At 44.9% G+C, this 23,162-nt stretch carries 21 protein-coding genes; 12 read left to right on the plus strand and 9 right to left on the minus strand.

The annotated features are described in order from the left end of the window. Positions 1 to 129: 129 nt before the first annotated feature. Both ACWJJ5_RS16045 and ACWJJ5_RS16050 read left to right on the plus strand, forming a co-directional pair. Entirely contained in the window at positions 130 to 1,068 is a 939-nt protein-coding gene (locus ACWJJ5_RS16045; RefSeq protein WP_454022529.1) for a hypothetical protein, read from the plus strand. Between the two features lie 66 nt (positions 1,069 to 1,134). After that, positions 1,135 to 1,941 (plus strand): hypothetical protein, encoded by an 807-nt coding sequence (locus ACWJJ5_RS16050; RefSeq protein ID WP_058906611.1) that lies wholly within the window; start codon positions 1,135 to 1,137, stop codon positions 1,939 to 1,941. A gap of 177 nt (positions 1,942 to 2,118) precedes the next feature. On the opposite strand, the gene ACWJJ5_RS16055 is transcribed toward ACWJJ5_RS16050, so the two are convergent. After that, positions 2,119 to 4,605 (minus strand): NB-ARC domain-containing protein, encoded by a 2,487-nt coding sequence (locus ACWJJ5_RS16055; RefSeq protein ID WP_454022530.1) that lies wholly within the window; start codon positions 4,603 to 4,605, stop codon positions 2,119 to 2,121. A 200-nt stretch (positions 4,606 to 4,805) separates the two neighbouring features. Here ACWJJ5_RS16055 and gutB point away from each other — a divergent pair, with 200 nt between their 5' ends. From gutB to ACWJJ5_RS16095, 8 genes are all read left to right on the plus strand, one after another. Next, the gene (gene gutB / locus ACWJJ5_RS16060) at positions 4,806 to 5,867 is read left to right on the plus strand and encodes a sorbitol dehydrogenase (RefSeq protein ID WP_182069616.1); all 1,062 of its coding nucleotides are present in this window, start codon (positions 4,806 to 4,808) and stop codon (positions 5,865 to 5,867) included. 73 nt (positions 5,868 to 5,940) lie between these two features. Further along, positions 5,941 to 7,317: an MFS transporter gene (locus ACWJJ5_RS16065; protein ID WP_070082688.1), complete on the plus strand. Its 1,377-nt coding sequence runs from the start codon at positions 5,941 to 5,943 to the stop codon at positions 7,315 to 7,317. Positions 7,318 to 7,418: 101 nt separating this feature from the next. Further along, positions 7,419 to 8,381 carry a carbohydrate kinase family protein gene (locus tag ACWJJ5_RS16070; protein ID WP_060674424.1) on the plus strand — a complete coding sequence of 321 codons (963 nt, stop codon included), beginning with the start codon at positions 7,419 to 7,421 and terminating at the stop codon, positions 8,379 to 8,381. Between the two features lie 233 nt (positions 8,382 to 8,614). Next, positions 8,615 to 8,932: a YjdJ family protein gene (locus ACWJJ5_RS16075; RefSeq protein WP_025853950.1), complete on the plus strand. Its 318-nt coding sequence runs from the start codon at positions 8,615 to 8,617 to the stop codon at positions 8,930 to 8,932. Positions 8,933 to 9,046: 114 nt separating this feature from the next. Beyond that, complete coding sequence (locus ACWJJ5_RS16080; RefSeq protein WP_454022531.1) at positions 9,047 to 9,733, plus strand: PspA/IM30 family protein; 687 nt, start codon at positions 9,047 to 9,049, stop codon at positions 9,731 to 9,733. Positions 9,734 to 9,783: 50 nt separating this feature from the next. Then, the gene (locus tag ACWJJ5_RS16085) at positions 9,784 to 10,809 is read left to right on the plus strand and encodes a TFIIB-type zinc ribbon-containing protein (RefSeq protein ID WP_176283153.1); all 1,026 of its coding nucleotides are present in this window, start codon (positions 9,784 to 9,786) and stop codon (positions 10,807 to 10,809) included. After that, entirely contained in the window at positions 10,809 to 11,570 is a 762-nt protein-coding gene (locus ACWJJ5_RS16090; RefSeq protein ID WP_173613080.1) for a TPM domain-containing protein, read from the plus strand. The genes ACWJJ5_RS16085 and ACWJJ5_RS16090 overlap by 1 nt, the downstream gene beginning before the upstream one ends. A gap of 26 nt (positions 11,571 to 11,596) precedes the next feature. After that, positions 11,597 to 12,601, plus strand: coding sequence for an SPFH domain-containing protein (locus ACWJJ5_RS16095; protein ID WP_063174572.1), 1,005 nt, complete (start codon positions 11,597 to 11,599; stop codon positions 12,599 to 12,601). Between the two features lie 41 nt (positions 12,602 to 12,642). Here ACWJJ5_RS16095 and ACWJJ5_RS16100 read toward each other — a convergent pair whose 3' ends face one another. From ACWJJ5_RS16100 to ACWJJ5_RS16115, 4 genes are all read right to left on the minus strand, one after another. Continuing rightward, positions 12,643 to 14,574 carry an acyltransferase family protein gene (locus tag ACWJJ5_RS16100; protein WP_454022532.1) on the minus strand — a complete coding sequence of 644 codons (1,932 nt, stop codon included), beginning with the start codon at positions 14,572 to 14,574 and terminating at the stop codon, positions 12,643 to 12,645. A gap of 271 nt (positions 14,575 to 14,845) precedes the next feature. Next, on the minus strand, positions 14,846 to 15,706 hold the full coding sequence (rsiV, locus tag ACWJJ5_RS16105; protein WP_454022533.1) for an anti-sigma-V factor RsiV: 861 nt from the start codon (positions 15,704 to 15,706) through the stop codon (positions 14,846 to 14,848). Beyond that, complete coding sequence (locus tag ACWJJ5_RS16110) at positions 15,706 to 16,203, minus strand: RNA polymerase sigma factor (RefSeq protein ID WP_003155802.1); 498 nt, start codon at positions 16,201 to 16,203, stop codon at positions 15,706 to 15,708. Before ACWJJ5_RS16110 ends, rsiV begins: the two co-directional genes overlap by 1 nt. 188 nt (positions 16,204 to 16,391) lie before the next feature. After that, the gene (locus ACWJJ5_RS16115; protein WP_003155800.1) at positions 16,392 to 17,432 is read right to left on the minus strand and encodes a 2,3-butanediol dehydrogenase; all 1,041 of its coding nucleotides are present in this window, start codon (positions 17,430 to 17,432) and stop codon (positions 16,392 to 16,394) included. Positions 17,433 to 17,791: 359 nt separating this feature from the next. Between ACWJJ5_RS16115 and ACWJJ5_RS16120 the strand changes: the two genes are divergently transcribed. Next, positions 17,792 to 18,160, plus strand: coding sequence for an RlpA-like double-psi beta-barrel domain-containing protein (locus ACWJJ5_RS16120; RefSeq protein WP_007408877.1), 369 nt, complete (start codon positions 17,792 to 17,794; stop codon positions 18,158 to 18,160). A 65-nt stretch (positions 18,161 to 18,225) separates the two neighbouring features. Beyond that, complete coding sequence (locus ACWJJ5_RS16125) at positions 18,226 to 19,272, plus strand: TolB family protein (protein WP_454022534.1); 1,047 nt, start codon at positions 18,226 to 18,228, stop codon at positions 19,270 to 19,272. Between the two features lie 30 nt (positions 19,273 to 19,302). On the opposite strand, the gene ACWJJ5_RS16130 is transcribed toward ACWJJ5_RS16125, so the two are convergent. The 4 genes from ACWJJ5_RS16130 to gabP all read right to left on the minus strand — a co-directional run bounded on the left by ACWJJ5_RS16130 (position 19,303) and on the right by gabP (position 23,009). Further along, a complete protein-coding gene (locus tag ACWJJ5_RS16130) occupies positions 19,303 to 19,461 on the minus strand; it encodes a hypothetical protein (protein ID WP_003155794.1) in 159 nt (52 codons plus the stop codon). 98 nt (positions 19,462 to 19,559) lie between these two features. Then, positions 19,560 to 19,769, minus strand: coding sequence for a cold-shock protein (locus ACWJJ5_RS16135; protein WP_007408879.1), 210 nt, complete (start codon positions 19,767 to 19,769; stop codon positions 19,560 to 19,562). Between the two features lie 207 nt (positions 19,770 to 19,976). Further along, positions 19,977 to 21,515 (minus strand): outer spore coat copper-dependent laccase CotA, encoded by a 1,539-nt coding sequence (gene cotA / locus ACWJJ5_RS16140; RefSeq protein ID WP_454022535.1) that lies wholly within the window; start codon positions 21,513 to 21,515, stop codon positions 19,977 to 19,979. A gap of 108 nt (positions 21,516 to 21,623) precedes the next feature. Then, a complete protein-coding gene (gene gabP, locus ACWJJ5_RS16145; RefSeq protein ID WP_012116987.1) occupies positions 21,624 to 23,009 on the minus strand; it encodes a GABA permease in 1,386 nt (461 codons plus the stop codon). Positions 23,010 to 23,162 lie beyond the last annotated feature (153 nt).

Raw genomic sequence — 23,162 nt, forward strand, 5'->3', positions numbered from 1 at the left:
GTAGTGTCATTAGTCAATACAACTTTCATTAAAGTGTGCAAGCCCCTTTTTATATTCTAATTTATAAATATTTCCTTAAAAACATGATATAATGACTATAGATTTAGTAGATGATTCACGGAGGGAAATATGGCTAAACTTTATTATGCAAAAGTAAATATAAATTCTAACATTTTTGATGTTTATGAAAAAAAAATCACTATACCAGATATAATGAAAATGATTTTTGATCAACTTGATGATAAAAGAGAATACAATAAAAAGGAAGTTAATACGTTCCCTGATGATCAGGGTGAAACAAAAACAATAGAACGGGAAGAAACATACAACTTTTCAGAGTTAAATAAAGTAGAGAACAACAATGAAAAATATATTACTGGTCGACTTGTTAAAAGGACGCCTACGTTTGGAGAAGAATTTGATAGCGTTTCACGGACTTCCAAAAAAGTAGTTCATAAGAATAATTCCATTAGTACTCTATTCTACTTTGATTTAGAGACAGAGATTATAACTTTTTATTCTCGACAAAAGTTAGGTTATAATCAGTTTATGGAGGCTTTTGAAAATTTATTAGATATTTACGTGGATAAAATTGGATTTAAGGTAATGTTAATTAAAGATCCATTCTCGATAAAGGATCGGATAAAAATGTTACATAAAGTAAATAGAATAAAATCGACTATAATTCCTCCTAATGTAAATGAAGAAGAAATAAGGGCTCTTTTAGAGCCGAAATTGCAAGGAATGAAACATGCAAATATAACAAGAGAAACACGAATTCTTGAAAGCCATAAGAGGAATGAAAAAGGTATAGATTTAAATTCCTCAGAAGTAAAGGAAACATTAGAGCTTAATGAGGCCTATAGTGTATTTGGATACAGTAAATTAGAGGTAGATGGAGAATCAAAAGATGGCACCAGTCTAGTTTACGATTCTGATGAAAATTCTCCATACCAAACAACAATTCCAGATAGCACAAAGGAAAATTTAGAAGGCTTCATTGTATACGTGAAGAGAGGTATTGATGCATTATTAGCTAAGCGAACAATCGATAATCTGAAAAAATGAAGTTGAAGATTAAGAATATTTTAAGGAAAATAATTATAGATAATATTTATATGTTAGGGTGATGAAATGGATACTAATGATTTACCTAAAAGCTTTACTTTTAGGGCTTTGTATAAAGAATTAGGAAAACCTAAACATATATTTAATTTTAAAAAGTTTGAAGGATATTTCTCAATTATTTGTTCAATAATATTAGTGATAATATGTTATAAGTTTATCAACTCAAATATTGACAATAATATAGATTATATTATTTCTACAATCCAGAATATGATTTTATATGCCATTGCAGGATTACTAACAATGTTAGGCTTTGTGGTGAGTGGATTGGCAATAATCTCTGGAACGATAGGGTATAAAGTTACTCATCAGATGGTACTTGAAAACAATTTTAAAAAGCTGTTATCCATCTTATTTAGTTTTTTTTATATTGGATTTATTATCGGCATCTTAATTGTAAGTTGTGTCTGTTGTTATTTTATTATTGGTATTAACATTCAATTTAATATGTCAGTCTTCCTTGTACTTTCATTTATATTATTTTATGGACTTTTCTTCACAATTTTTTATGCAGTATCATTACTTGGAACTTGTATTAGCATGTTCACCATAAATTATTTTTACTCTACTGCAAACGAAACTAAAGATGGAGAAATTGTTGAAGAAGCTGCTATCAAGAATGATTTCAATATTATAGTAAGTGATATAAGGTTCAATACAATGTTGAATACTTTATTAAGCAAAAAGATTGTTAAAGAGAATGAATTCATTGATGGATTGAGCAAACGTATTGATGAGGATTGCCCAGAAGAATATAAAGAGGAAGTGAGAGAATTCTTTAAAGAGGTTTATAAATTGGATAGAGATATATAATCTTTATTATTATAGAAAGACTAAATTTTTGTATTATAAATCATTCATATGAATAAATTGTAAAGTGAAATATCTGATCAAGAAAAATATATTATAAAAGGGCCTTATCGGTTTACTGACTGATAAGGCCTTTTAAAGGGGTCTAATTTTACGGATATTCTAGTAATATTATGAGATTTAATTATTTTCGATTACTATTTTAAACTGCTCCACCTCACCCCGAATCCCAATCCCAGGCTCCCACGAATCAATCAGACGAATCGCCTTTTGATTCGATTCCATCGCTTTCTTATTTTCTCCTTTTCGGTACAAGAGCTGTGCCATTCCGTAATAGTAATAGATCAACTCAACTTGATTGGCGTTGTGTTTGTCATAGAGCATTTGTTCAAAGGCTTTTTCCGCTTTTTCGAGCTGATCACACTTGACGTAAGCCATGCCCAGGTTGAAATAGGCTTCTATTGTTTTTTCGCCGCCGTATGCGGCGCTGGTTGTGTTTGCCGCTTCGTATAATGTGATGGCTTCTTCGTAGTGAGAGCGGGCGAAATTCAGGTCGCCGCGGACCAGAAGAACCCTGTGCCGGATAATGGGGGAGACGGGCTGATCTTTGATGCCTTCCAGCATTGCTGCCGCTTTTTCCGCTTCTCCGGTTTTTAACAGCAGCCTCGATTGCAGGGCGGTTCCCCATACTTTCAAGTCGTCGTGAGCCGGAGCGCCTGATTGTTCGAGTATCTTCAGGCCGGCTTCTATTTGCCTGAGGGCTCCGTCTGAATCGTTGACTTCCATCAGCGCCCAGCCTGCCGTGTCGATCCTGAAGTAGGCTTCCCGTGTGTGTTCGCCTGATTGACGGGCGGCATCGGCGGCTTTTAATCCGTATTCGATTCGCAGGGGCAGGTTGATTCTGCTTAGAAAATGGCTGATGCGGATGTTGAGTTTGATCAGGATGTCATGTTGTCCGGTTTCACTCGACCATTCGATGACCTTTAGGATGTTCGGCCATTCTTTTTTCATTTGCTCTAAATTCCGTCCCAGCAGGTAGCTCCAATAGACAGAATTGGGCTGTTCCCGCTTTATATGGGTTTCCGCATAATCAATATAATAATGCGCCCAGCGGCTGCGGGCTCCTTTTTCAAATTCGTGATTTTCGGATAAGTGCTGTTCTCCGTAAGCGATAACGGTTTGATGGGCTGCGTATTGAATTCTTCCTTCGCTTCGTTCCGGCTGTATTAAAGCATATGACCGCATTTGCTCAATGGCGTAATGAAACCGCCGGACGTCTAATCCGGCCGCTTGAGCCAAGCTTTTTTCATCAGGAGGCTTAGCGAAAAAGCAAAGCGTCTGCCATAGTTTTCGTGTGTCTTCATGACATCTGTTCCATGTGCGGCCAAAGAGAACTTCAAACAATTCCAATAATGAGTAGCCCGCTTGTTTAAGTTCTTGAATGAGCTGGGGAGCGGGGATGTCGTCGTCTGACATGTATGCAATGCTCAGTGCCATGGCCTTCGGGTTGCCGGCGGCTGCCGAGATGAATTCATTCTTAAGGTCAGGCGATAGCCGCAGCAGCTGCTCCAGCTTTTCCCGTTTTTGCGGGAGGTTGCATGTTTGCAGACAGCGGTGCACTTCTTGCTGAAAAAATTCAAGGGCATCCATTTGTTCAAGGCCGCTCAGCTGAATGGCCGCCAGTTCCCCGAGGCCGTCCCGGTAAGTCTGTTTTACGTTTTCCCGTGCCGTAAGGAGGACTTTTACGCCTTGCGGAAGGCCGATGATAAATTCGTGAATGTCACGTTCCGCTGTATCAATGCTGTCAACGATCAGCAGCACGGGTTTTTCATTTGAATGAGCGGCTAATGCATTGCGGACGACGAAGCGTTTTTCGTTGATAGATTTGTCGATTTGTTCTGCGCGTCCAAGCTGATAGGCGATCGTGTTTAAAAAATCGCTGAAGCTCAATCCTTTCCAGTCAGCGCTGATCCAGATGATGCTGTTGAATGCCGGCCAATCTGGTGAACCGCCGGCACAAAGGTAGGCTGCTTCAAGAGCGATCGTTGTTTTTCCCATGCCGGCCCAGCCTGTGATTAAACAGACCGGTGACGGAGACAGCATCCATTGCCGGATCGCTTCCATATCAAAGCCGCGTCCGATAAAGTTCCCGGTCCGGCGCGACGGTAAGTTATGCGTGACGGGCTTTTCTGTAAGCGCATTCGTTTCATGGCCGGGTCTGTCATGAAACAGCCGCTTTACTGCTTTTTCAACATCTTCATCACTCGGCGCTCCGAATGATCCGTCTTTCCGGCGTATTTTTGCTTTTTTTAGACAAGACGCCGTCCAAACGGGCAATGCGGGTTTGATGACAGGAATGGTGGTGGTTTCCAGAAGGCCGGTCAGCCATTCAGGATCCATGTCGGTCTTTTCGATAATGATCCAAATCAAGCCGAACAGCTTTCCGTCGTCAATTCGTCCGGGAATGTAGTTTGCGCCCATCTGTCCGATCCAGCTTTTGATCGTGTTAGAGGAAACGCCTAATCGGAGTGCGATTTGATCTATATAAGACTGTCCTGTTTTTTCGTTCTTTTTCCTTCTGACTTTATAATCAGGATGATGTTTCAGCGATTTGACGGCAGGTGCCAGCAGTTCTGCAAATTGTGTCCGGTTTTCTAGTTCAGCCATTAGCCTGCACCTCCTATTAGTACTATTTTATCAATTCAGTGTTTTTTGTATATGAAAAATTAAAAAGTACAGTGCGGCTGTCCTTTTATACAGCAGGAAAGGCTGTTGAACGTATGGAAAAGCAGATAAAATAGGGGCAGTAATAGAGAAAACAAAAATGTATGCACTTACATTTCAAAGCAGAGAAAGGATTTTGCCAAATGACTCACACAGTGCCTCAAAACATGAAAGCGGCGGTTATGCACAACACGAGAGAAATCAAAATCGAAACATTGCCCGTGCCTGACATCAATCATGATGAAGTGTTGATTAAGGTGATGGCTGTCGGAATTTGCGGATCTGATCTGCATTACTATACAAATGGCAGAATAGGCAATTATGTAGTGGAAAAACCATTTATCCTCGGTCATGAATGCGCGGGAGAAATTGCCGCCGTCGGATCGGCTGTCGGTCAATTCAAGGTGGGAGACCGTGTCGCCGTCGAACCCGGTGTCACATGCGGACGCTGTGAGGCGTGCAAAGAAGGGCGTTATAATCTTTGCCCGGATGTACAGTTTTTGGCGACACCGCCGGTTGACGGCGCGTTTGTCCAATATATCAAAATGCGTCAGGACTTTGTTTTTTCGATTCCGGATTCACTTTCCTATGAAGATGCGGCTTTGATCGAACCGTTTTCTGTCGGCATTCATGCGGCCGCGAGAACGAAGCTTCAGCCCGGTTCAACGGTTGCGATCATGGGCATGGGTCCTGTGGGGCTGATGGCCGTTGCGGCAGCGAAAGCATACGGGGCAGGCACAATCATTGTGACCGACTTGGAGCCGCTGCGGTTAGATGCCGCGAAAAAAATGGGCGCGACGCATGTCATCAATGTCCGGGAACAGGATGCCGGTGAAGAAATCAAAACGATCACGAATGGCAGAGGCGTTGATGCTGCCTGGGAAACAGCGGGGAATCCGGCGGCATTGCAATCCGCACTGGCTTCCGTGCGCCGGGGCGGAAAACTGGCGATTGTCGGTTTGCCTTCTCAGAACGAGATTCCGCTCAATGTGCCGTTTATTGCAGATAACGAGATTGATATATACGGAATCTTCCGTTATGCGAATACGTATCCGAAGGGAATTGAATTTCTCGCTTCCGGCATAGTGGACACGCAGCATCTTGTAACGGACCAATATCCGCTGGAGAAGACGCAAGAGGCGATGGAACGCGCCTTTCAATACAAAAATGAATGCTTAAAAGTGATGGTGTATCCAAATCGCTGAGTGAACGGGGAGGATCTTTGCATTCTCCCTCTTGCTTATCAAAAATGAAAACGGATTCTTGGGGTGGGAAATGATGATTGAAACAGAAAAAGCAGCGGCAGTAAAGACGAAACATCGCGGCCTGTCCTGGATGGAACGGATCGGCTACGGATTCGGCGATATGTCGTACAATATTATCTTTCAGTTTGTAAACGCATACTTATTATTCTACTATACAGATGTCGGCGGCATTAAGCCTGCGGTCATCGCAGCTTTGTTTCTTATCGTAAGGGTGCTGGACGCTATTTTTGACCCGATTATGGGCGTGATTCTAGACAAGACGAATACAAGATGGGGAAAGGCAAGGCCGTATCTTTTGTGGGTGGCGTTTCCTTTTGCGTTATTTACGTTCTTATGCTTTACGACTCCTCATTTCGGCGAGACGGGGAACATGGTTTATGCGTACATCACTTATATTCTGCTTGGGATGTCCTTCAGCATGCAGACGATTCCGGTCAACAGCTTAACGGGTCGGATGACGAATTCCGTGGAGGAACGGACGGTTCTGACGACGACCCGGATGATTTTGGTTTATATCGGAATTCTGTTGTCGATCTCTTGTGCGACACCGCTTGCGGACGCCATCGGCGGGAAAGATCAGGCGTTTGGATTTCAGATGACGGCGCTTATCTACGCGGCGGTGAGCATCGCGTTGAATCTGTTCAGCTTCTTTACCGTGCGGGAACGGATTCAGCCTGAAAAAAGAAAAAAACAAGGAATGAAAAAAACGTTGTCTGTTTTATTCCGAAACAAGCCTTTGCTCATTTTGGTTTCTGCATTTTTGGCGTTTGCGATTGGGTTTAACATTAAGCTCAGCACGATGGTGTACTATTTTACGTATAACGTCAACCATAAGGAATTTGTGTTTTTAGGAACCGTGTTGTTTTTCGGCGCCGCGCTGATCAGCAATCTGTTTATTCCTTTCTTTTCTGAGAAGCGGGGCCGGAAGCAGGTCATGATCATCACGGCGGCGTTATCGCTGATTTCTTATGCGGGCCTTCAGTTTACATCGTATTCCTCGATTCCCCTTATTTTCTTTTGGCTTTTCGTTTCGGGATTTTTTACGACGCCTTTAAATACGCTTGCTTGGGGAATGGTTGCCGATTGTGTCGATTATGCGGAATGGAAAACCGGAGTCCGGGCTGATGGCGTGGTGATTTCGAGCATGAGTTTCATCAATAAGCTCGGAGTTGCGTTAGCCGGGTCATTTTCGGCCGTTTATCTCGGAATCGCCGGGTATGCCGCGAATACCGATCAGACCGCCTCGTCATTGACTGCGATTAAAAATATGAATGCGCTCATTCCGGGATTGTTCATTCTGCTGTCTATTATTCTTATTTCTTTTTATCCTTTAACTGAAAAGAAATATCAGCAGATGATGTCTGATCTGGAGCAAAGGGCTGCAAGATGAGTATACGTAAAATTTAAAATATTCTATGTAAACGGTTGTATTTATGACTGAAAGCACTATACTGAAACTATAATCGAGAATTGATAAATGAGTGTGATAATGTGGGAAGCCAATCTGTTATTTGTATTGGAGAATTGTTAATTGATTTCTTTTGTACCGATGTGGATGTTGATTTGACGGAAGGGCGCAATTTCTTAAAAAGTGCCGGCGGCGCACCGGCGAATGTGTCGGCAGCCATTGCTAAGCTGGGCGGAGACGCGGCTTTCAGCGGAAAAACAGGCAAAGATCCGTTCGGGTATTTTCTGAAGCAGACATTGGACGCCGTACACGTCGATACGTCTATGCTCGTCATGGATGAGAAAGCGCCTACCACGCTTGCGTTTGTTTCATTAAAACAAAACGGGGAGCGCGACTTTGTGTTTAACAGAGGAGCGGACGCTTTGTTTACGCTGGATGATATTGATCTGGAAAAGGTAAACGATGCGAAAATCCTTCATTTCGGATCAGCGACGGCATTGTTATCTGATCCGTTTTGCTCAGCCTATTTACGGCTGATGTCGATTGCGAAAGACAATGGACAGTTTATTTCCTTCGATCCTAACTACCGTGAGGATTTATGGAAAGGAAGAGTTTCAGAGTTTATAAACACCGCAAAAAAAGCCATTGCCGTAAGTGATTTTGTGAAAGTCAGTGACGAAGAGCTTGAGATCATCAGCGGTGCGAAGGATCATAAAGAAGGCGTTGCGGTTCTTCATGAGCTCGGGGCTGGTATTGTGGCGGTGACACTCGGGAAAAGCGGCACCCTTCTTTCAAATGGGAAGGATATTGACGTCATTCCGAGCATTCCGGTGACATCAATAGACTCAACGGGAGCGGGAGATGCGTTTGTCGGCGCGGCGCTGTATCAGCTGGCGCGCACGGCTGAGATTCAGACGGCAGCCGAAGATTTTGCGAAGCTGCGTGATATTGTCTCATTTGCCAATAAGGTGGGGGCGCTCGTGTGCACCAAAATCGGTGCGATTGATGCTTTGCCGAGCTTAAAAGAGGTTGAAGTATCACTGTAAAGTATGGAGGATGTTTCTTGAAAGTCATCGGACTTCGGGAAGCATCCTCTTTATTTAGGTCTGAAACCCTTTTCGATATACGGTATACTTTAGAAAGGCATCCAGTAAATTGAATCGCTGTGAAGTACATACAATAACGTTTTTATCAGTTCTGAGTAAAACCAAGTTTCTGCTGCTGCCGTCATGTACAGTGTGACGGCCTGTGATATTGAACCGCGGAGGAATGTTTTTTTATGAAACATGTTTTTCTGATTGTGCAATGCGCGTTTTCTGTTTTTTGTTTTCTTTGTCTCGCCGCTGTCAATTGGTATCAGGGGAGTGAGCTTGTTTCTGATTCGTTTGATTGGAATGATACGGCTAAATTCTCAAAGCTTTTGAATGGGACGGATACGATTACAAGTCCGGAACAGATTTCGCAGCTGGATTTCTTTGTGTATGCTGCGAAGCATTATCCGTTAGTGAGCGGGTTGATGATCGGGCTGTTTGTTTATTTTTTGTTCTCACTGTATCTGCTCGTGAAGAATTTCCGCCGGCACAAATGGGCTGAATGAGACTATTTTCATATAAAAATACATAAATTCAAGAGAAAATGAAACCTTTTTCGAAAAAAACAGTATATATAACTGTGAACTTGTTACTATTTAATTTTGGGAGGAAAATGAAAAATGAGTATTTTAGGAAGATTTAAAGACATTATGTCAAGCAATATCAATGCGCTGCTGGATAAAGCTGAAAACCCTGAAAAAATGGTTGATCAATATTTGCGGAATCTGAACAGTGATTTAGGAAAAGTGAAAGCGGAGACAGCTTCTGTCATGGCTGAGGAACAGCGGGCGAAAAGAGCATTAACAGAATGCCAGGCTGATGCCGAAAAGATGGAAAGTTATGCGATAAAAGCGTTGCAGGCCGGCAATGAAGCGGATGCGCGGACATTTTTGGAAAGGAAAACGGCTGTTGAATCAAGACTGACTGAACTGCAGACGGCTTATCAGCTCGCTTCTTCCAACGCGTCTCAAATGCGCAAAATGCATGACAAGCTTGTCGCTGATATCGGAGAGCTTGAGTCGCGAAGAAATGCCATCAAAGCGAAGTGGTCTGTGGCAAAAACGCAGGAGAGAATGAACAAATTGGGGTCCTCTGTGTCAAACGCGGGCCAATCGCTGACAGCTTTCGGCAGAATGGAAGACAAGGTCAACCGGGCGCTTGATCACGCCAATGCGATGGCTGAGCTGAACGCGTCTCCGAAAGACGATATTGACGAGCTGACGGCTAAATATGACAGCAATCAAAGTAGTGTCGACGATGAGTTGGCGGCGCTTAAGCAGAAAATGCTTTTCAGTAAAGATCAATAGACAGCGGGATGCAGTTTTGTCCGATATAAAGAGAAAGTGAGAGAAACAGAATGATCATTTCTTATAAATGCCCGAACTGCGGCGATGATATGGTCTTTGACAGTTCATCCGGCATGCTGACATGTCACAGCTGCGGGCGGCAGGATCAGATTGAGAGCCTGCCAAAAGAGTATATAACGACGAGATTTTCCGAAAATGAGGCGAACGAGTACCGTTGTGAGAACTGCGGCGCAGTATTAATGACTGAGGCGGAAACGACGGCCACGACGTGCGGGTTTTGCGGAGGAGCCGCTGTTCTCGCCGACCGATTATCGGGAAATCTCGCGCCTTCGATGGTGATCCCTTTTACGATCAGTAAAGAAGAGGCCATGAGCGCTTTTAAAAAGTGGTGCCGAAACGGCCGTCTGACACCGAAAGGATTTATGACTGCCGATCGGGTGAAGAGCATAACCGGCATGTACGTGCCGTTTTGGATGTTTGACTTAAACAGCAAGGTTCAGGTCAATGCCGTTTGTACGAGAGTGCGTCACTATGAAGATGGAGAATACCGGGTGACGGAGACCGAGTATTACAACGCGTACCGCGATATCAATCTTGATTATCTCAAAATTCCGGTCGACGCTTCAGAAAAAATGAATGATGAATTAATGGACAAATTGGAGCCTTACTCATACAGTGAGCTGAAGGAGTTTAATACGGCCTATTTAGCGGGATATATAGCGGAAAAGTACAATTATACCGATGACGATCTTTTTCCGCGGGCGAAGGATAAAATCAGCCATTATATTGATTCTTATATCAGATCCACCTTCTCCGGGTATACGACGGCTGACATTACGGATGAGCAGATTCAGACCGATAAAATCAGCAGCTTTTACGTACTGCTTCCGGTCTGGATGGTCAGCTACGACTATGAGCGGGCTGAGCACATTTTTGCGATGAACGGGCAGACGGGCAAGGTTGTCGGCAAACCGCCGATCAGTGCCGGAAAAGTGGCCGCGTGGTTCGGCGGCATAACCGCCGGTGCGTTTTTAGCATTAAGACTCGTCTCACTTATGATAGGAGGCGGTTTTTAATGAAAGTACCGATGAAAAAAGCGTGTCTCTTCTGCTTCGTCCTTTTTCTGATGCTGTCTTTTTCTTTACATACATCGGCGTCTGCCGCGGAACAGAAGCAATATGTTTATGACAATGCTCATTTATTAACGAAGGATGAAACGAAGAAACTTGAGGAATTGGCCGGGAAGCTGGGAGAAAAGCGCCATACCGATTTTATCATTCTTACCGCAAACGGAACGGGCGGTAAGGAGATCGAACAGTATGCCGGTGATTTTTATGACAGTCATTTTAGCGGAAGCACGGCGATATTGACTATTGATATGAAGGATCGGGAAGTATTTCTCTCCGGATATAAAAAGGCGGAGACGTATTTGAACAGCAGCCGGCTGAATACGATCAGAAATACGATCTCGTCAGATATTTCCGCAGGCCATTATGAAAAGGCGTTTCAGACCTACATCAAGATGGCTTATAAAGATATGGGGAAAAGTCCGGACGACAAGTCTGACAATCTGCTGCTCACATGGTGGTTTCAGCTGATTATCGCTGCAGCCGCGGCCGGAATCGCCGTCACCGTGATGGTGTACAATTCCGGCGGCAAGGTCACCGTCACCGGCAGCACGTATATGGATCACGATACGTCTGAAGTGCTGAGCCAGCACGACACATATATCCGAACCGACATTACAAGAGAAAAAAAGCCTGATAAAGATAATGACAATGACGGCGGAGTCACGAGGGGCGGCACGAGTTACAGCGGAAGCAAGGGAAGTTTTTAAATTATATGTAAAGGATTTGAGCATACATGGGTTTTTTCAGAAATCAGTTAGCAAATGTGGTGGAATGGGAAGAATTCAGAGACGACATGGTTTTCTATAAATGGAACAACCGTGAAATTAAAAAAGGCAGCCGTCTGATCATCCGGCCGGGACAGGATGCCATCTTTTTATACAACGGGAAGATTGAAGGGATTTTCCGTGATGACGGCGATTATGATATCGAATCAGAAATCATTCCGTTTCTATCGACACTAAAAGGGTTTAAGTTTGGCTTTAACAGCGGCATGCGGGCGGAAGTGCTGTTTGTGAATACGAAGGAGTTCACCGTGAAGTGGGGCACAAAAAACGCCATCAACATTCCGGCGGCAGGAATGCCGGGCGGTATGCCGATCCGCGCAAACGGCACATTTAACTTCAAGGTCATTGACTACATCGGATTGATTGATAAGATTGCGGGTGTCAGAGACAGCTATTTAGTAGAGGACATTAAAATCCGGATTACGTCTATTCTCGATCAGCTTTTGATGAAATGGATCACCAGAGAAGGAAAAGACATGTTCAATCTGCAGTCGAATTCATTTGAAATCGGAAAAGGGATTCAAGAAGATCTTGATATGCAGCTGATCGGAGACGGCATGTCGATTACGGGCTTCAATATTATGAGCTTTAACTATCCGCAGGAAGTTCAGGATATGATTACGAAAAACGCTTCTTACGGCATGGTGGGGGATGTGAACCGCTATCAGCAGATTTCCATGACGGACGGCATGTCATCCGGCAAAATGAGCGGAAGCGGCGCCGCCTCAGACATGGCGGGCATGATGATGGGAATGAATGTGGCAAATCAAATGATGAACCAAATGAATCAAAATCAGCAGAACCAGCCGCAGCAAAATCAAAGTCAGCAGAATCAGGGGACCGAACAGGCAAACGGCTCGGAAGGAGCGGCTAAGCCGAAATTCTGTCCGAACTGCGGAACGAAAACGGAAGGCGCGAATTTTTGCCCTAATTGCGGACAGAAGCTAGCCTGACGATATACGAAAAAGAGGCCTTTTTGGGGCCTCTTTTTTTGTCATGATTTCATTGTTTGAACGATGAGAGCTGTCAGCGCTTTTGATCCCTCAGGTATGAGATGGACGCCGTCCGGTGTGAAGTATTCAGGGTGCTGCAATGCTTTTGCGTGCCAATCGACAAGCGTCACATTTTTGCGTGACTCGGCCTGCCGGCGCAATGATTCGTTTACTTTGCTTTCCCACTGCCGCGGTACACGCGTGTTGACAAGATAGATATCGGCTTTTGAAAAGGAGCTGATCAGTGATTCAATTTGGCTGTTTGTGAAATAGCCATTCGTCCCTAACTCGATGATGACCGCTTTGTTCGGCTGATTAAATGACGCATATTCCGAAGTGAGCTGGAGTGCTTGAGAGACTTGTCTTCCTACCTTTCCGTCGATGGTGACATGAGGGAGGGACTGCCGCAGGTATGACGCAATGTCCAGCATCACCGAGTCACCGATGGCCAGCACGTCTTGCTGAGGCTGTGTTTGTTTTGGATCAGCCATTTTTTGAGATGACCGTTCCTTTTTCTCGTCGTTTTTCTTCGTATCTGATTTGTCTGCTGGTTCTTTCTTGTTTTTGTCTGACGCGGTATCCGTTTTTTCGCCGCCGTGTTTTTTCTTGCTGTCTTCTTCTTTTGCAGGCTGATCGTGATCGGCCGTTTTGTGCGAAGAGGCGGCGGTTTCTTGCTGATCATTCTGCGCGTACGTCCATTGCGGCTGTTTTTTCTCTTCGGCTATCCCTGACAGCCCGCCCGCAAATACGAGAATGGCGGCAAGAATGAGGCCGAGCGACATTCTGCTGATGACAGAGGACGTCTTCCATTCCAGAAAGCGGTTCAGAAACACGCGGCGTAAAAATGGCCGGAAGCCCGCAGTACGGATCGGCTGTTCAATGAAATGGTAAGATAGCTCGGCAAGAATGAAAGTGGCGCCGATTCTGACGGCGCAGTGCCAATAAACCGGATTTCCGATTTCCTGCACGGGTGTGCTCAGTACGAAAACCGGGTAATGCCAAAGGTAGATTCCGTATGATCTCGTTCCGATCCAGCGAAGCGGCTTCCATGAAAGAACATGTCCCAAAAAGCTGCTCGGATGGCATAAACATGCGACAAGAACCGCTGCGGTGATGCTGATTAAAAGCATGCCGCCCTTGTACAGGAAGGGTTCATATTCATCCGTGTAAAAGACGCAAAGCAGCAGCGCGGCAAAAGCGGCAAGCTCCGTCCCGTGAAGCAGGTGTTTCATGCTGCTCGGCAGCCGTTTGGAAGATAATCGTTTCATCGGCCACACTAAAGCTAAAGCGCAGCCGATCAGCAATTCAAATGACCGGGTATCCGTCCCGTAATAGACGCGGCTCGGATCTCCGCCGGGCACATACATCATACTCATTACGACTGCCGAACATAACGCGATAAACATGACCGCGGCCGCAAGCCGGGCCCGTGTTTTACATATGTACATTCCCGCAAGCAGCAGGAAGGGCCATATGATATAAAACTGTTCTTCAATCGCCAGCGACCAAAGGTTTTTTAATGGCGAAGGGGAGCCGAAGCTGTCGAAATAAGAAAGTTGATGAAAGATAAACCACCAATTGCTTATGTAAAAAAGTGAGGAGACCGCATCTCCGCGTACGGTATGCAGGAGCTCGCTGTTAAACAATACGACCCAAATGACCGTCGTGATAATCATGAGATAAGCCGCCGGCAGAAGCCGTCTGATCCGGCGCACCCAAAAATCACGCAAATCAAGGGTGATGTCATTGCCCTGGGCAGGCAATATAATAGATGTAATTAAATACCCCGATAAAACAAAAAAGATATCAACACCAATGAAACCGCCATCGGCCCAGTTAAAATTCAGATGATATGCGATAACTGCGAGGACGGCAAAGGCGCGAAGTCCATCCAGTCCGGGAATATAGCGGTGATGCAGTGACTTGTCTGACATGGTATTCCTCCAATAAAGTGTGCGGAAATTCTCGCTGTTTTGCGGATAGCTATAGCTGATTTCTGTACAGTCTTCCATTTGTTCCGTTAATTAGACGCATTCGGAAGGGGATTTTGTTTCAGAAAAAATGTATGAAATGCTGTGATTTTCTTAAACTTTTCAGCCTCCGTCCGGCGTCTGTTATATGAAAAGGGTCCCTTATGCATCTTGGCTGTTGCGGGACGAAAGAAAAAATCCATGATCTGCGGATATCATGGATTTTTTTCTTTCTTTATCTGATGTAGCGGTCTCCGACAAGCAGCTTGGAGATGACGGAGGTCGGTATTGTAAACTCTGTAACGCCCATATATCCGGGTGCCGCTTCGTATTCATCAAATGAAATAACAAGTTTGTGCTTATCTGTAATATAAAAATTCTGGTCGGCGCGGATGGCTTTAAAAGGCTCCGTCATATCATCTTCTTCGACCCAGTATATTTTATTCGGATCTTCTTTCATCTGTTTTTTCATTTGTTCTTTAATATTTTCGCTGATGACTTTAATATAACGGTCATCTTTAAATAAACTCTTTAACGTAAGCACGGCCTCATTCTTTTTATCAATCGTGATGTAACGGCTTTGCGTATAAGATGAAGCTTGCGTTTTTTCGATATCACGGCGGATTGAGATCAGATCCGCTGTGTCAGTAACGGTTTCATAATCGCTGTAAATACTGAGGTGGCCTTTTTTGCTTTTTGAGGTCGCCTTCATAAATTCCTGATACAGCTCTTTGCTTTCTTTCATATAATGCCGGTTGATGCTGTCTTCGAGTTTATGATCGGAAAGTCCGGACAGAGCGGGCGTTTTCACATCAATGCTTGATTGGTTCTTTTCTTCCTTCATCTCCACGAATGTGATGGCTTGGACGACTTTGCCGATGACGGGGATTTTAGACATGGCTTGTGCGGCATCCGGGTTGATATTGACAACGGCGGTAAATAAGACGGCTGCAGCGACTGCCGTGGATGTCGGCCACATCACGATTCGTTTTTTCTTCGGTTTTTGCTGAAGGGCTTTTTCGACAATGCTGTCCAGTTCCTTAGGAATGGGCACACTTTTATACTCTTCTCTTAATTGTTCTAATCTCTTTTCCATTAAGAAAGATCCTCCTTCGTCAGCTGAATGCGCATGAGCTTCAGCCCCCTGTAAAGGCGTGTTTTGACGGTGTTGATGTTTTCCCCCGTGATGTCCGCGATTTCTTCTAATTTCAGGTCTTCAAAGAAACGCAGAATGATAATGGTTTTATATTGATGCGGCAGGTCATCAAGCGCTTCGTGAAGGTCTGTGTCTTTGTAGTGATCTTCCTTTCCGCGGCTTAAAAACTCGATCGTTTCATCGTCCATCACTTTCAGTTTTTTCTGTTTGCGGAGAAAATCAATGGCCGTGCGCACTAAAATTTTATAAAACCAGCTTTTGATCACATCGGGGTTTTTGACGGATTCGACCGATGTCAGCGCTTTTTGAATTGATTCCTGAACAATATCTAACGCGTCATCCTTGTTCTTTACGTAACTGTACGCAAGCCGGTAAAAGTCTTCCTTGCGCTCAGTTATGCACGTCACAAGCGACGCTTTGGCTGTTTCGTTCTTCATTGCTTCAAAGGGCTCCTTTTTAAAAAATACGTATCATAGGCTGCTGCCTAAGGATAGACGGGACAGGGTGAAAAATAGTTTGCGCAGAGGGGATCATTTTTAAAAGGAAAAGGAAGGAAAGACGATGAGATGAAAAAAAGAGCCGGAACGGCTCTTTTTTGGATGTGTCTGATATTCAGCTGAACGGTTTAGTTCGGTTTGACTAAGATTTTTACTTGGTTTTTCTCTTTGATTAAAGCGCCGAAGCCTTCTTCAATCAGATCGTCGAGCACGATTTTTTTCGTGACGAGCTTATCTGCTGAGAAGTAGCCCTCTTTCATCAGTGCAAGAACGGAAGGGAAGATGTCACGGTATCCGATAATGCCTTTTACGGTCCGTTCTTTGATGACGATATCGTTCGGATGAATTTCCGCTCCTTTTTCCCAGATGCTGACGATAACCGTTTCACCGGCAATGTTTGTTGACTGGATCGCCTGGCGGAGAACGACAGGAACGCCTGTTACTTCATAAGAAACATCAACGCCGCCGTTTGTGCGTTTAGCGATTTCTTCAACGACATCGTCCGTTTTTGACGGATCAATGATGATAGCGCCGAGTTCTTTCGCTTTTTCCTGACGTTCCGGTGAAAGTTCAACCGCGTAAATATCTGTGGCGCCGGCCGCTTTCAGGGCTTCAATCACAAGCAGCCCGATCGGTCCGCAGCCAAAAACTGCCGCCTTGTCGCCCGCTTTTAATTTGCTTTGGCGGACGGCGTAAAGCGCTACCGCTGACGGCTCAACAAGCGCGCCCTGTTCGTAAGAAAGCTCTTCAGGAAGCTTAAACAGCAATTCTTCGTCAACGGATACATATTCAGAAAATCCGCCGCCGCCTCCGGCTAAGCCTAAGAATCCCATTTGTTCATCAAGGTTATAGGCTCCCTGATGTCCGTGTGTGGCAAAAATCGGTTCCACGACGACACGGTCGCCGACGCTGTAATTTTTGACGCCTTCGCCCACTTCCACGACTTCTCCTGAGAATTCGTGACCCATCGTGACGGGCGCCATTTCGTTTGTTAACGGATGAGGTTCGCCGACCGGAATAAAGATCGGGCCTCCCAAATATTCATGAAGGTCGCTTCCGCAAATCCCGCACCATTTGACTTTAATTTTGACTTTACCCGGTTCTGCTTTAGGTTCATCAATGTTTTCGATTCGAATGTCTTTTTGATTGTGCCATCTTGCCGCTTTCATTGATTATCACTCCTAGTCTGATTGAAACGAGTATAGGTACATGATCAATATGAACCACGGTTAAAAGGAATAAAGTGCTTCCTAAAGCCTGATTTCTCAAAATATATCATATTATGCAACTATCAATAGGCCTTATAAAAAGTCCATATTGAATGCAGAAATACTCTATGAATATTATAACGCTAATGAATTAAATTTTGTAGTATAATTTACCATGGAATTATATAGAACAGGTAATTGTGCCGTCGTTATGTGCATGTCTCATCACGTTGTAATGAACATGTAAAGTGATTGAAATATTATAATCGTCTTCTTGGTGTATAATTTTGCCTAGAATAAAGAATCAGGAGGACGAAAGCTTGAAGAAGTTATTCTTAGCCTTATTGATTTTAGCAGGAAGCACGCTGGGAGCGATCAGTTACTCTTCTGATGCAAGTGCTAAAAAAGTGAACGGAAATATTACATGGTATAATGGAGTCGGTAAAAAAGGATCTTCCGGTAAAAAACTGGGACACTGGGATTGCGCGACAAAATTAGGATTTGACGTTCCGAGAAACGGAACGAAAATCAGAGCTTATGCGAAAGCAAAACCGAAAAAGGTTATCACAGTATACAAAAATGATGTAGGCCGTTTGCCGAATGCCGTGTTGGATGTCAGCCCGAAAGCGTTCAAAGCGCTCGGATATCCATTAAGCAAAGGAAGAGTATCCGGACACTACAGCTATTAAAATAGACCATCTTAAAAAGCAAGGACTCTGATTCTTGCTTTTTCTGATTGACGGAGAGATTGATAATGAAGAAGAAACGATGGATCTGGATGTTGCTGGCCGCCGTTTTGGCGGCGGCGGTCATCGCGTCCGTTTTACTGATTAAAGGAAAAAGCGACGGCGGCGGAAAAGCTGTTGTCTCCGGCGGCCATGACAAGCTGCTAGTTTCCATTACAGACAAAGATCTGATGACGAAATATTACGAGGACGGCCGCGTGCTGTACGAGGAAAAGCTTTCGGCATATCCGGCGTTTGCACTCGATGACGCCCATCAGGTGCTCTATTTTGTCGGGAATAATGACCAAAATGAGATGCGTCTTTATAAGCTTGATCTGAAGACGAAAAAGAAGACGGTGCTTTATAAAGGAACGGCAAGCGCTGACAGTCTGTTTTTATCAAAGGATCTGACGCACATTTATTTCCGTCTCGGAAAAGCGGATGAAGATATTTTCCGTCTCGCATCTTTTGATTTGAAAACGAAACGTTATGAAAATCTGTATCCTGCCGCTGATGAGAAAGACGACAGTGTAAGCAGCTTCTTTTATAACCGCAGCCAAAACGATTTTGCGCTTCTGCATTATTCCGTCAAAGAGGATTATCAAAAAACGGATGAGGCAAATGAGAAGGGGATTGACCCTGAACCGACGAATATCCGGTTTGCAGCAGGAGCGGGCGAACACCTTCAGGACCTGACAAACCTTGAACAGTTTATCAGCGGCGTGGCGGTGTCACCGGACGGTAAGAACCTTGTCTTTACATCTTATACACAAAAAGGGACGGAACAAAAAGCGTCCATCCGTCTGATGAATGTCAAAACGAAAAAAGATGAAACGATTATCTCAAACGGGAAGGACTTCGTTCCGCTGATTGATGCCCAGCCTCAGTTTTCTAAAGACGGCAGCATCATTTATTTCATGGCGGAAGCAAAAGGCGCTAAGCGTCTGAAGGATGAAACGGGGCGGAATGCGAAGGTCCGGACCATTTATGCTTATCATTTGGATACGAAAAAATGCGAAAAAGTCTGGGAAAATGACAACGGCATTATCAATAGTTTTTCCGTCATCCAATCATGAAAAAAACACTCAGCGCCCGCTGGGTGTTTTTTAATGAACAAAGCTGGCTGCGGCTGAGGCGAGCCATTTGAAAAAACGGAGAATCGGAACGGCAAAATGAAGCGTTTCGATGAATGACTGTGCGGCAAGGTTCATTTTCCGCCGTTTTGCCATTTCCTTCAGATCTTTCTGCTGCCGATCGTTTTTCATGTTCATTGCTCCTTTGCATCGTAAAAGGACATGATAACGCAAAGGCCTCTCATGAGACATGGAGGCCTTCTCTATGTTGAGACTCGTAAAAGGGAGGTCTAACTTGATGCCGTTTGATTATTGTTTTGGAGATTTACCAACGAACGGACGCCGTCGATCATTTTACTGCCGCAAAGGGGGCAAGTCGGGGTATCACTGCCGGCAAAATTCTTTCTGCTCCAGCCGATACAGTCCTCTTTTGTGCATTCCCACGTACTGACATCTTCTTTAGGCAGCGGTTCCTGATTACGTTTGTTGTAGTAAGACATAAAGTCACTTCTTCCCTTATGAATTTTCGTGCACTCCTTCATTGTCTCATACTTTTCCCTAATCTCCTAATTCCTTTTTCTATCCAGATTTCCAATGAGAGTGCATCGTCTTCCTGTTATTACAGTATATGCAAATAAGCGCCTTCTTATTTTTTATTTTTGGATAAATAAAAAAAGCCCCTTCTGGAGAAAAGGGGGGATGTTTGTTTACTGTTTATCCGTGACATCCATCGGCCTCATCATGTCGTAATCTTCGTGCTCTAAAATATGACAGTGCCATACGTAGCGTCCGCTGTAAGGAGCGAAAGTCGCCGCGATTCTGATGACTTCCCCCGAGTGCGCCTGCACGGTGTCTTTCCAGCCTTTTTCACTTGGAGGAGGCGGGACGGCGGGGCCTGTATACACAATGTCGCCGAATTTGTTATAACGCTCTAAGTCAAAAGGACGCCGGTCAAGGATTTGGAAGGAAACAAGGTGCAGGTGTATCGGATGGGTTCCCCCCATCGGATTGATAATCGACCAGATTTCCGTTGTGCCGAGCTTCGGCGCTTCTGTCACAGGATCATGCCATCGCTTGTTATTCAGCGTCAAAACGGGCCGGCCGTATTTGTCTTGCGTATTTGTGAGTTTAAGCGTCCTGATATTGTGTATTCTTTTTGATGTTACATTAGGCATTGTTGAAAGATATTTAGGCTTCCGGCTTGTGTCTTCTCCCTTCAGCGGTTTTGTGACGCGGAATTGCATCACATTGGCGTCTGTATCCGGATCGACGTCGCCCCCGCAGCCGGTGTCGTTCGTTAAAATGATATGTTCTCCGTCAAAGGCGGAGAAATCGATGAGCACATCATACCGCTCGGCCGGGGCTAAGCTGATAGATTGTGTTTTGACAGAGCGGGGAAGCAGTCCGCCGTCAGAACCGATTTGGATAAACTTCCCGCCGTTATTGAGCGAGAGAGAAAATGTTCTCGTATTGGAGGCATTAAGGATGCGGAAACGATATGTCCGCGGTTCAACTTCCATATACGGCCACGCTTTACCATTGACGAGAATGGTATTTCCGCAAAAAAACGGGACGATGGAAGGATCGGGCAGCGTTTCGGAAGGGTTAGCAGGTCCGCTCGGATAAGACAAGGAACCGTCGTCATTTAACGTGCGGTCCAAAATCATAAGCGGTACGTCGTACTCTCCGGAGGGAAGCTTCAGCTGCTTTTCTTTTCGCTCGCGGATGATATACATCCCGGCAAGCCCGGCGTACACATTGAGCCTCGTAATCGCCATGGCGTGATCGTGATACCATAACAGAGCCCCGCGCTGTTTGTTTGGATAATGGTATACCTCTTTCTCAAAATAAGGACCCGTTTCCTTAAAATCCTTCGTGAACCATGCTTCCGGGTAGCCGTCGCTGTCCGGCGGCGTTGCTCCTCCGTGTAAATGGACGACGGTTTTGACATCGGGTTCCTGATGGCCGCTTTCTGAATGGTGAATGGTATGATCCACGGGCAGAAAATGCTTATCCGGCAGGTCATTCATCCATTTAATATAGACGTTTTCATCTTTGTTCACGTCGATCGTCGGGCCGGGAAACAAACCGTTATACCCCCAAAGCCGGGTCGGCGGGAGATCGCGGTGCAGCTTGTGAAAGCATTCCTTCATGGTGACTTCATAATACGTGCTGCCGTCTGATTTCTTCTGCGGCTGGAGTGTTTCGATAATCGGCAGTTCATCTGCAAATTTTTCTAGTGCCATTTTTCATCCTGTCCTTATCATTTATTGAAATCCTGTACTACAGTTAATGCTGCCTGGAACAGGTTGGTTAAAAAAACACCCGCCCTTTTTTGAGGGGGGTGTCTGCGGTTATTGCGCAACCCGGCTTTCGGAAGCGCTCTCTTTCGGTTTTTGTTTTTTGCGGAATACATATGAGGCAAGTACCAGCAGAGTAATAAATCCTGTCAGCAGAAATTCAGACCGCATTGAACTGATAAACAGCATAGATAACAAGATGGCGCAAATGGCGATGATCGTCAGGTAGGTTAAGTACGGATAAAACCACATTTTGATTTTAAGAGATTCAGGGTTTGTCCGTTCGATTTTCTTTCTCATTCTCAGATGTGAGACGGCGATGACGAGATAGACGAGCAGTGCGATCGCCCCTGATGAATTGACCAGGAACAAAAATACGGAGTCTGGAGAAAAGTAGTTCATAACAACGGCAATATAGGAGAAAAAGGTGCCGGCGATAATGGCTTGAACCGGTACGCCTCTTTTACTCAGTTTCATAAAACGCCGCGGCGCTTCATTTCGCTCTGCCAGTGAATACAGCATCCGTGACGTCGTATAAAGCCCGGAGTTCAGGCAGGACAGAACGGCTGTCAGGACGATGAAATTCATGATTTGAGCGGCTGCGGGAACCCCGATATGGCTCAAAACGGCAACGAAGGGGCTTTCCAAAATATTGGCTGAATCCCACGGCAGCAGTGTGACCACAACCGCAATGGAGCCGACGTAAAAAATAATGATCCGCCAAACGACTGAGCGGGTCGCCTTTGTGACGGATTCGACCGGATTTGACGTTTCTCCCGCTGCGATTGCGACGATTTCAGATCCCATGAAAGAAAAAATGACAACGACGATGCCGAGCAGTACGGAACTCGGACCTTTAGGGAAAAATCCGCCGCTGCCCGCCAGATTTTCCAGCCCGACCGGTTTGCTGCCGGGGACGATTCCGAAAATGAACGCAAATCCCGCGATTAAGAAGACAACGATCGTCGCTACCTTCACTAAGGAAAGCCAGTATTCAAATTCGCCGAACGATTTAACTGAATAAATATTCGTCAGTGTTAACAGCACGGTCAGAAGCAGACTCGTCAGCCATAACGGAATGCCCGGGAACCAGTACTGTATGATTCCGGCGCCTGCAATGGCTTCAATGGCAATGACGATGACCCAGAAAAACCAATACAGCCATCCGATCGTAAAACCGGCCCAAGGACCGATGGCGTCATGCGCATACTGTGAAAACGAACCGCTTGTCGGGTTGACGGAGGACATTTCCCCCAGCATTCTCATAATAAAAATCACTAATAATCCTGCTAAAGCGTAGGAGACAATCGCTCCGGGTCCGGTGGAATGAATGACGGATCCGCTTCCGACAAATAATCCGGCGCCGATCACGCCGGCAATTGAAATCATGGTCATATGCCGGGTTTTTAATCCCTTAGATAAAGAGTTAGGCTGATTCATTCTTTGCCTCCTTTTGGTTTGTTTATGCTGAATATTCAGACAAGTATTATTCTATCATAAATGTCACAGACAGTTGAAAATGATGTAAGAAAATATGACATTTTTTTCTCATCCGTACAGCAGAAGGCGCCGGGATGAAAGAGGAACATGCCA

This window comes from Bacillus sp. JK74, from assembly GCF_053663395.1.